Annotated in this window: 10 protein-coding genes and 2 pseudogenes; 9 read left to right on the plus strand and 3 right to left on the minus strand. The window is 45.5% G+C overall.

Annotated elements, in window-relative coordinates; genetic code table 11:
- The first annotated feature begins 348 nt into the window (after positions 1–348).
- The 5 genes and pseudogenes from NIES593_RS18955 to NIES593_RS18975 form a co-directional block, all read left to right on the plus strand.
- Positions 349–741, plus strand: coding sequence for a DUF1830 domain-containing protein (locus NIES593_RS18955; protein ID WP_073601065.1), 393 nt, complete (start codon positions 349–351; stop codon positions 739–741).
- A 105-nt stretch (positions 742–846) separates the two neighbouring features.
- Complete coding sequence (locus NIES593_RS18960) at positions 847–1,284, plus strand: DUF4079 domain-containing protein (protein ID WP_073601066.1); 438 nt, start codon at positions 847–849, stop codon at positions 1,282–1,284.
- 208 nt (positions 1,285–1,492) lie between these two features.
- Positions 1,493–3,454, plus strand: coding sequence for a glycine oxidase ThiO (thiO, locus tag NIES593_RS25305; protein ID WP_073601067.1), 1,962 nt, complete (start codon positions 1,493–1,495; stop codon positions 3,452–3,454).
- A gap of 99 nt (positions 3,455–3,553) precedes the next feature.
- The gene (locus NIES593_RS24315; protein ID WP_175561177.1) at positions 3,554–3,721 is read left to right on the plus strand and encodes a hypothetical protein; all 168 of its coding nucleotides are present in this window, start codon (positions 3,554–3,556) and stop codon (positions 3,719–3,721) included.
- A gap of 217 nt (positions 3,722–3,938) precedes the next feature.
- Positions 3,939–4,112: pseudogene (locus NIES593_RS18975) on the plus strand (helix-turn-helix transcriptional regulator); the annotation flags it as partial.
- A 9-nt stretch (positions 4,113–4,121) separates the two neighbouring features.
- Here the strand turns inward: NIES593_RS18975 and NIES593_RS18980 are convergent.
- Both NIES593_RS18980 and NIES593_RS18985 read right to left on the minus strand, forming a co-directional pair.
- Positions 4,122–4,751, minus strand: coding sequence for a TIGR04282 family arsenosugar biosynthesis glycosyltransferase (locus tag NIES593_RS18980; RefSeq protein ID WP_073601069.1), 630 nt, complete (start codon positions 4,749–4,751; stop codon positions 4,122–4,124).
- A 14-nt stretch (positions 4,752–4,765) separates the two neighbouring features.
- Positions 4,766–5,455, minus strand: a complete 690-nt coding sequence (locus NIES593_RS18985; RefSeq protein WP_073601070.1) for a TerC family protein — start codon at positions 5,453–5,455, stop codon at positions 4,766–4,768.
- 211 nt (positions 5,456–5,666) lie between these two features.
- Between NIES593_RS18985 and psaM the strand changes: the two genes are divergently transcribed.
- The gene (psaM, locus tag NIES593_RS18990) at positions 5,667–5,762 is read left to right on the plus strand and encodes a photosystem I reaction center subunit XII (protein WP_073601071.1); all 96 of its coding nucleotides are present in this window, start codon (positions 5,667–5,669) and stop codon (positions 5,760–5,762) included.
- An 82-nt stretch (positions 5,763–5,844) separates the two neighbouring features.
- Complete coding sequence (locus NIES593_RS18995) at positions 5,845–6,264, plus strand: slr1601 family putative cell division protein (protein ID WP_073601072.1); 420 nt, start codon at positions 5,845–5,847, stop codon at positions 6,262–6,264.
- A 4-nt stretch (positions 6,265–6,268) separates the two neighbouring features.
- Here the strand turns inward: NIES593_RS18995 and NIES593_RS19000 are convergent, their stop codons facing one another.
- Positions 6,269–6,946 (minus strand): tetratricopeptide repeat protein, encoded by a 678-nt coding sequence (locus NIES593_RS19000; RefSeq protein WP_073601073.1) that lies wholly within the window; start codon positions 6,944–6,946, stop codon positions 6,269–6,271.
- 457 nt (positions 6,947–7,403) lie between these two features.
- On the opposite strand from NIES593_RS19000, the gene NIES593_RS19005 reads away from it, so the two are divergent.
- Together NIES593_RS19005 and NIES593_RS25660 are read left to right on the plus strand one after the other, a co-directional pair.
- Entirely contained in the window at positions 7,404–7,868 is a 465-nt protein-coding gene (locus NIES593_RS19005; RefSeq protein WP_073601074.1) for a hypothetical protein, read from the plus strand.
- A 13-nt stretch (positions 7,869–7,881) separates the two neighbouring features.
- Positions 7,882–7,950 (plus strand): annotated as a pseudogene (locus tag NIES593_RS25660) (glutathione S-transferase family protein); the annotation flags it as partial.
- Positions 7,951–8,040 lie beyond the last annotated feature (90 nt).

Consider the following 8,040-nt stretch of genomic DNA (forward strand, 5'->3'; position numbering starts at 1 on the left):
TCGATAATAATTTTAATATAACTTAACCATAGGACAAGTAAAGGCTGTCATCTAGTCGATCTATCTACCAAAGCTACCAATGAGTAAAAATCAAGGCAGTCGATAAGAAAAAGTTAAGAATGGTCTGATGGCGATCGATCGTTAGCTAACAAGAGCCTGAATGAATAAAGTTGCTGTAGATTTGGCAAAATCTAAAAATAATTTAAAATCTAGTGGAATTGTAGAGAGAGCTGAAAATTAACCTTGAGATGGAGATCGATTGTAATAATCATTACAGCTAACGGGGATCGCGGAGTGTTAGCTTAGTGGGGACATAACAAACCCAATAATAAAATTTTTCCGATTGCTATGGCTCAAATCCTCGATTCCATACCCAACGGACATAGGAATAGCATCCTTTGTTGCTACGTGAACGCTACCAGCCATATTCAAGTAGCCCGCATCGCTAATGTTGAAAATTGGTATTTCGAACGAGTAGTTTTTCCCGGACAACGCTTAGTATTTGAAGCGCTACCAGAAGCTTTGCTAGAAATCCACACGGGAATGATGGCAAGCGCCATTCTCTCAGATACGATTCCTTGCGATCGCCTTTGCATCAGCAAGGACAGCGATGATGAGAGGGAAGGCGGCAGTGGGTTGGTCTCCAGCGATAGCGATAACAATCAAAATATTAATGCAACCGATAATAAAAGCCAAGAAAGCGAACTTTCTTTCAATCAAATTTTAGTTTCCGCCAGTTAATCGCCAAATTGTTAACGCTTTCAGATTGCCTATCCGGGCAATCTTTTTTTTGCGATTTTCCTCAGAAAAAGCATAGGCTAGTCAATAGAGTTGGGATGATAAAGTTTGGATCTGCCTTCGTTTCTCTGGCTGTGGAAAATTGCCGCTTGGTCGATGGGGTTATCTTTACTTACCTATGTTCTGCTAGGATTCTCTGGAATCTGGATGTTGAATCGCAGGTTGTCTAAGCGTCCTCGTCCCGCTTGGTTAAGACCATTTCACTACATTGTAGGGGCTATTTTGGTTTTTCTCGTCTTGCTGCTACTGGCGATTGGAGTAGTAGGAACGTTAGGCTACTATGGTAGCTTGGGTCATTCGCCCCATCTCGTGGCAGGTTTGTTGGTAGTCGCGTTGGCGTTAACCTCGGCAATTAGCGCAACGCAAATTAACCCCAAACGGACCTGGGCGCGATCGCTTCACATCGCAACCAATCTTCTTCTTTTTAGCGGGTTCGTCTTTGTAACGCTAACGGGTTGGACTGTGGTACAGAAATATCTACCTTAAGAGAGAATAATGGAGTAGAGTGGAACGAGATCTTGGGAACCAGTTATTCGATTTTGGATGAAAGGATTTTGGATTGATTCCCTTATATCTCCTTCTCTCCCTTCTGCATAAAAGCCTTCCGAGTTCCGACTTCCCCAAGTTTCCCCGTCTCTCCTGCCTTCCGAATTCCGACTTCTCAAAGACTTCTGAATTCCGACTCCGAAAACAAATGACTAATGACATTCTCATTATTGGTGGCGGTATTATCGGATTGGCGATCGCGATCGAGCTAAAACTTCGCGGCGCAAAAGTTACCATTATCAGTCGCGACTTTGGGCAAGCAGCTTCCCATGCCGCTGCCGGAATGCTAGCCCCTGGTGCAGAAAAAATTGCATCGCCTCCAATGCGATCGTTGTGTCTGAAATCTCGCTGGCTGTATCCCGAATGGATTCGCAAAATCGAAGACTTGACGGGATTGGATGCGGGCTATTTGCCTTGTGGCATTCTCGCCCCCGTTTACGAATTGCCCCAGGCAGAAGAAATAACAGCCGCGTGGTTGGATAAAGAGGCAATACAACTCTATCAAAGCGGACTGGGAGCGGATGTCGTTGGCGGCTGGTGGTATCCCGAAGACGGACAAGTCGATAATCGCATTTTAGTCAACGCCCTTCTGCAAGCTGCCCAAACCCTGGGAGTCGATTTGCGAGAGGGAATCGCCGTTCGCGGCATTCAACAGAAACAAGGAAAAGTTAGCGGCGTTTTTACCTCAGACGGAGAATTGCAGGCGCAAACCTATGTCCTGGCAACGGGATCGTGGGCAACACAACTCTTACCGATTCCCGTTCGCCCCGTCAAAGGACAAATGATCTCGCTACGGATGCCCAGAGAACCCCATCAGCCCCTACCGCTTCAGCGAGTGCTATTTGGTCCCGAAACTTATTTAGTGCCCCGACAAGACGGACGATTGATTATCGGGGCGACAGTAGAAGAAGTTGGTTGGACTCCTAACAATACGCCCAAAGGCATTCAAACTCTACTCGATCGCGCGATTCGCCTTTATCCTGCCTTAGAAAATTGGGCAATTGAAGAATTTTGGTGGGGATTTCGTCCGGGAACGCCCGATGAATTGCCGATTTTGGGGACGAGTTCGTGTGACAATTTAATTTTGGCAGTCGGTCACTATCGCAATGGAATTTTACTTGCCCCAGTCACTGCCTCTCTATTAGCCGACCTAATTTTGCAGCAAAAATCCGATCCGATTCTGGAACATTTTCGCTGCGATCGCTTTTACAAAAAATCAACGCCTGTACCTTCAGTTATGAATTTACAACCCAGCACTGTCAACGGTTCGTCACTCTATCCAAAAATCGAGGAAAAACCAACGCCGACGCTACTCCCCAAAGATGATGAATTGATTATTGCAGGACGCAAGTTTCGCTCTCGCTTGATGACGGGGACAGGGAAATATCCCAATATTGAAAGCATGCAACAGAGTATTATCGCCAGTGGCTGTCAAATCGTCACAGTGGCAGTTCGCCGGGTACAAACAAAAGCACCCGGGCACGAAGGACTAGCAGAAGCGATCGATTGGACGAAAATCTGGATGCTTCCCAATACGGCTGGCTGTAAAACGGCAGAGGAAGCCATACGAGTCGCGCGATTGGGACGAGAGATGGCAAAATTATTAGGTCAGGAGGATAATAATTTTGTCAAACTCGAAGTGATCCCCGATCCTAAATATTTATTACCCGATCCGATCGGAACGTTGCAAGCAGCAGAACAGTTGGTGAAGGAAGGGTTTGCCGTCCTGCCTTATATCAACGCCGATCCCCTCTTAGCCAAACGTCTCGAAGAGGCTGGATGTGCGACGGTGATGCCCTTGGGATCGCCCATCGGTTCGGGGCAAGGAATTAGAAATGCCGCCAATATTGCCATTATTATTGAAGAGGCGAAAGTTCCCGTGGTAGTGGATGCAGGGATCGGTGCGCCCAGCGAAGCAGCACAGGCGATGGAAATGGGGGCAGATGCTTTGTTGATCAATAGCGCGATCGCGCTTGCCGAAAATCCAGTACTGATGGCGCGGGCAATGGGCATGGCAACAGAAGCTGGAAGAGTGGCTTATCTAGCGGGACGAATGCCAATAAGAAACCATGCCAGCGCGAGTTCGCCTTTGACAGGAACGATTAGTTAAAGAACCTTCGGCTCGCTTTCTTCCCTACACCTGGCATCTCGAAATCCGGCTTGCATGTAACGGTAATATCAAATCCGTCTAATTAATCATAATTATATCATGTGTAGTGCAAAAGATCCTTCGCTATCGCTGGGGACAACGCTGGGCTTCGGCTTACCAGGATGCCGCGAAGCCGTCTTGGTCGCTTCTCGGGACGTATGTCCTAACGGACATGCTACGATGAATTCACTACTTGTTATTGTGGTCGTTCAACCGGATTTGATATAACTTTCCTCTTTACTGACTCGACAATGGCAGTCTCATCCTGAAACTCAGAATTATCAATCTCTAAATCCCACGGAAGCTCAACCAGCAACGCACGTTCGTTAATTTTTTTTAATCTGTGGTCTGAAACAGGTATGTGGGCGGATGTATCTCTCATCATAACTCGCTCTAGGCAAGTATCTAATGGAGCCTTCACATGAACAATTAACACACGGAAGCCTTGACCCAGTGGCGGCTCCAACTGATAGCACAACACCTGCAAAACACCAACACTAGCATGGCCAAGATTGCTGCTCAGGTAGGTTATGAATCAGAAGCTGCCTTTAGTCGAGCCTTTAAGCGGTATGTGGGAATGTCGCCAAGCAGTTGGCGGCGTCATCAGATGGTAGGGTAGTTTGGACAGCTAAGCGCGAGCGTTATTATCAGAAATAACTCTCTGCCAAAGATATAGATCTTCCGGACGATCGACATCGTCTAGACAAGGCAAACAATGAATGCTCAACTTTAATTTTTGTGCGATCGCTTTTGTTTGGGCGAAGACTTCTGACGTTCCCCAAGCAATCTCTTGAAACAATTGAGGAACTAAACGGCTTAAGCCAATTAAATAATATCCCCCATCCCTTGCCGGACCCAACACTAAATCATAGCGTTTCAGTGCAGTAAATGCCTCAGACAAGATCGCCACATTGAGTTCGGGACAGTCGGTTCCAATGATAACAGCTTGCTTTATCCCCACAATAAATCCTTGCTCGAAAGCTGACTGCATTCTTTGCCCCAGATCTCCCTCGCTTTGCTGTTGATAGATTAGATCGCTGCCCAACCAATCTTGTATTAAAGATTTATTTCCTCCGGTAAAGTAAATTGCTACAGATAGCGACAGAAGACTTTGTAGTTGTCTGGCGTGCGTAAGGGTATATTCTGTCATCTGATGCTGAAGCGTTGCTGCTCCTTCTTCTCCCAAACGGGGTATCAGACGAGTTTTCGTTTTTCCAGGTTCGGGATAGCGAGTAAAAATGATTAATTGGTTGGACATTGAGATTAGAGTCTTTATTCAGAAGGATCGGACTGGGAACGCTCGGAAAATCCCCAGATAAAAATTACTGCGATCGCCGCTACGATAATCCATTCAGGAGGGACGAATTCTGGTTTGATGGCTTTTATCAACAGGCGCAAACCGACAAAACCGACAGTAATAAACCCAGCATCCTCTAAATGGGTAAATTCGCTGAGCCAGCGAATAAATAAACCTGCCAAAAATCTTAAGGTAATGATGCCAATCGTACCGCCGCTCAGAATCAGCCATAGCTCGTCGGAAACAGCAATAGCAGTGGTGACGCTATCTAAGGAGAAGGCTAAATCGGTTATAGCAATTGTCGGGATCGCTTGCCAAACTGAGAAAAAACGAATGCTGTGATGGTGATGTTCTTCGTCTTCTTCGGAGGTAAAGTAGTTGAATACTAGCCACAGCAAATAAGCCGATCCTAACAGTTCAAATTGCCAAAACTTAATCACCCAGGTTGCCGTAAGGATTAAGATGATGCGCAAAACGTATGCCAATAATAAGCCAAGATTGAGAGCCTGACGCTGAAGTTTGCTATCTCCTAATCCTTGGGCGATCGCAGCTAGCGCGATCGCGTTGTCGGCTGAAAGAACTGCTTCTAAAGCAATCAAAATGAGTAACAGCAAAGGCGTTTTTACGCCGAGATTGAGGGAAGAATCGAGAATTTGGTCTAGCATCAACGCTCTTGGGCAAAAAAATTATACAGACATAAAATGGCTAATATACTTAATATGACAGGTTAATGCCCAGCCCGGAAAGTCTTGCGATCGGATCGAGCTTCTTCCCTGTTTGACCTATTATGTGTAGTCTTGTAACAATACATTTCGCAAAATGCCCATCATTGCTCAAATTAATGATGGAACGTCTTTTTAAGGAGTTTATTGACATATGGCAATAACAGATACTCAAGTTTTAGTCGCTTTAGTGATTGCTCTGCTGCCAGGGATCCTGGCTTTTCGTTTAGCAACGGAACTTTATAAGTAATTTTTTCGTTTAACAATGCGAGTGGGAAATTCCTGCTCGCAATTTGTTAGGTCGCTGCTGGTTTCTTTTGCTTTTGTCTTGTATGAATGCCCTGCAAACTCCCCAAACTTTAAAAAATCCCCCTCGCAAGCCGCGACGGCATCCGCAATGGTACGCTCGTCGCCGCCTTAAAACCGATCGCGCAGTTGCGGTTGAGATAACGATCAAACTTGTCGCCAACGCGATCGTGTCGGCAGCGGCTATTGCAGCATTGATTAGACTATTGCCCTATCAGTCTATACAACAAGCGAACTTGCAGGAACTTCGAGACGAAGTCCAAGAAACCGAAGCGCTAGTCAACAACCAACGACATGATTTCAGCCGTTATTTCGATCCCATCCAAGCTACAAAAGTCATGCAACAACAAAACCCGCGACTCGATCCCAACCAACGTCGCATTATTTTGACGAAGTTAGAAGAGGCTCCGCCGTCAGAGAGCAAAGGAGCTTTAACATCGCGATAATGGGTTAGGAATCCATTAGGGATAGTAATTCATTAAGCCATTTTTCGACTTTTTGTCGATAGCGATCGCTCGATGGCAAATGTTCGAGAGCACGGCAATAGTCGCCCATGGCACAGTTCCAATCTCCCCTGAGATAGTAAGTATATCCTCTTTCTGCATAGATGCGTCCTTGGAATTTTTGTCCCAAAATCAGCGCAATCTCAAAATTACCGATCGCCAGATCGTATATTCCCAACTCCCGAAAGGTAATGCCTTGATTGATCAAAGCGCGAAGATTGGTAGGATTTAAGTCTAGCGCTATCTCGTAGTCGGTCAGGGCAGCGACAAAATTGCCTTGAACGGCGTGGCAATTGGCTCGGTTATTGTAAGCATTGTCGAGTCGATCGTTGAGGGCGATCGCGCGATCGTAATCTTGAAGTGCTCGCAGAAATTGCCCCAGATAGAAGTACATCAGTCCCCGATTGTTGTAGTCAACGGCACTGTCTGGATAGCAAACAATTAATCGGTTGAGGAGCGCGATCGCGGTTTCATATTCTTGTCGGGCTACTTTTTCTTTAACTGTACTGCGCAACTGGCGAGCAGCGAATATAGATTCAATCGAACAGAAGGAACTCCCGCGAGAAGGTAAGGCTGATTCCTCGGTATTTCTTGGATTTGGCATCTCGAAAATATCAGTCGTCATAGCAAGCTCTACAACCCCTCTAACTTCACCATACTAGATTGCTAATCTATCTGCCAGATAAGGTGTGTCACTGCTCGAACCGATCTCCAGTCTAGACTGGACTCAACCTCTCTAGCAGAAAACTACAGCTCCTTTAGTTCTAATTTCGTAAGCTTGAACTTAACGTGCCCAATTGACGAGCTGAAATTACGATCGTCTAACGTCCCAATAATTTTTTTTTGTCAATTTTTGTAATAAGGTCGAGGGCGATAAATCTTCAGCTTTTCTCCTGACTTAAAGAATAAAGGATTTTAACCTGGCGATTAGTAAATCTTCGTTTAGTTTTTTTTAAATAACTATTAACTAATATTTATGCTAATCTATCCTTTTCTCTTGAGCTTCATGAAAAATTAAGAATGTTTGATACAATCCAGCATATGGGTTTGAGTTCTATCCACATCCACACCAAGAAATTTTTATGGCAACTACAACGTTATTTCCCAATGCACCCGACATCTGTGCGGATGACTATTGCGTATTCGGTTTAGCCACCTGCTTTGTCAAAGACGAGGGAGAATACCGACAAGTCGAAGTTGTCGAACCAATCCCTTCTGCGGCGCTAGAAGCCATTCTCAAGGGAATTCCTACCTCCTATCAAATGGCTTGTGCCAAATCATTGGGTGAAATCTTCTCCAACGAGAGCGTCCAGATTCCTGCTGAATTTCCCCAACACGCTCAACTGTGCGATGATTTTGCCGAGCGAGTTGTCGCCGCCGTTCGCACTTACAAAAGCCGTCCGGAGGCTAAGACGCATATTCCGCTAGGTACAGTTCGCAATGACTTGAATCACTCTCTGGAAAGAAAACGAGTGCTCAATGCTATTAACGTCGTTCGCACCGAAGACAACGTAAAACAGCACACTTATACCCACAAAACTTTTTAACTCAGGCAGCATTATGTTAAAACTTTACGGCGGCATTCGTTCTAGGGCTTCCATCGTCCAGTGGTATTTGGAAGAATTAGGGTAGGCAGCAGAACTTAAATAATTAGACATAGTTGGATAATCCTAGACATATTTTTATGTTATACTGGCTCTATGTCCAACTTATTAACGG

Origin of the sequence: Hydrococcus rivularis NIES-593, assembly GCF_001904635.1 — a bacterium.
Lineage (GTDB): Bacteria > Cyanobacteriota > Cyanobacteriia > Cyanobacteriales > Microcystaceae > Hydrococcus > Hydrococcus rivularis.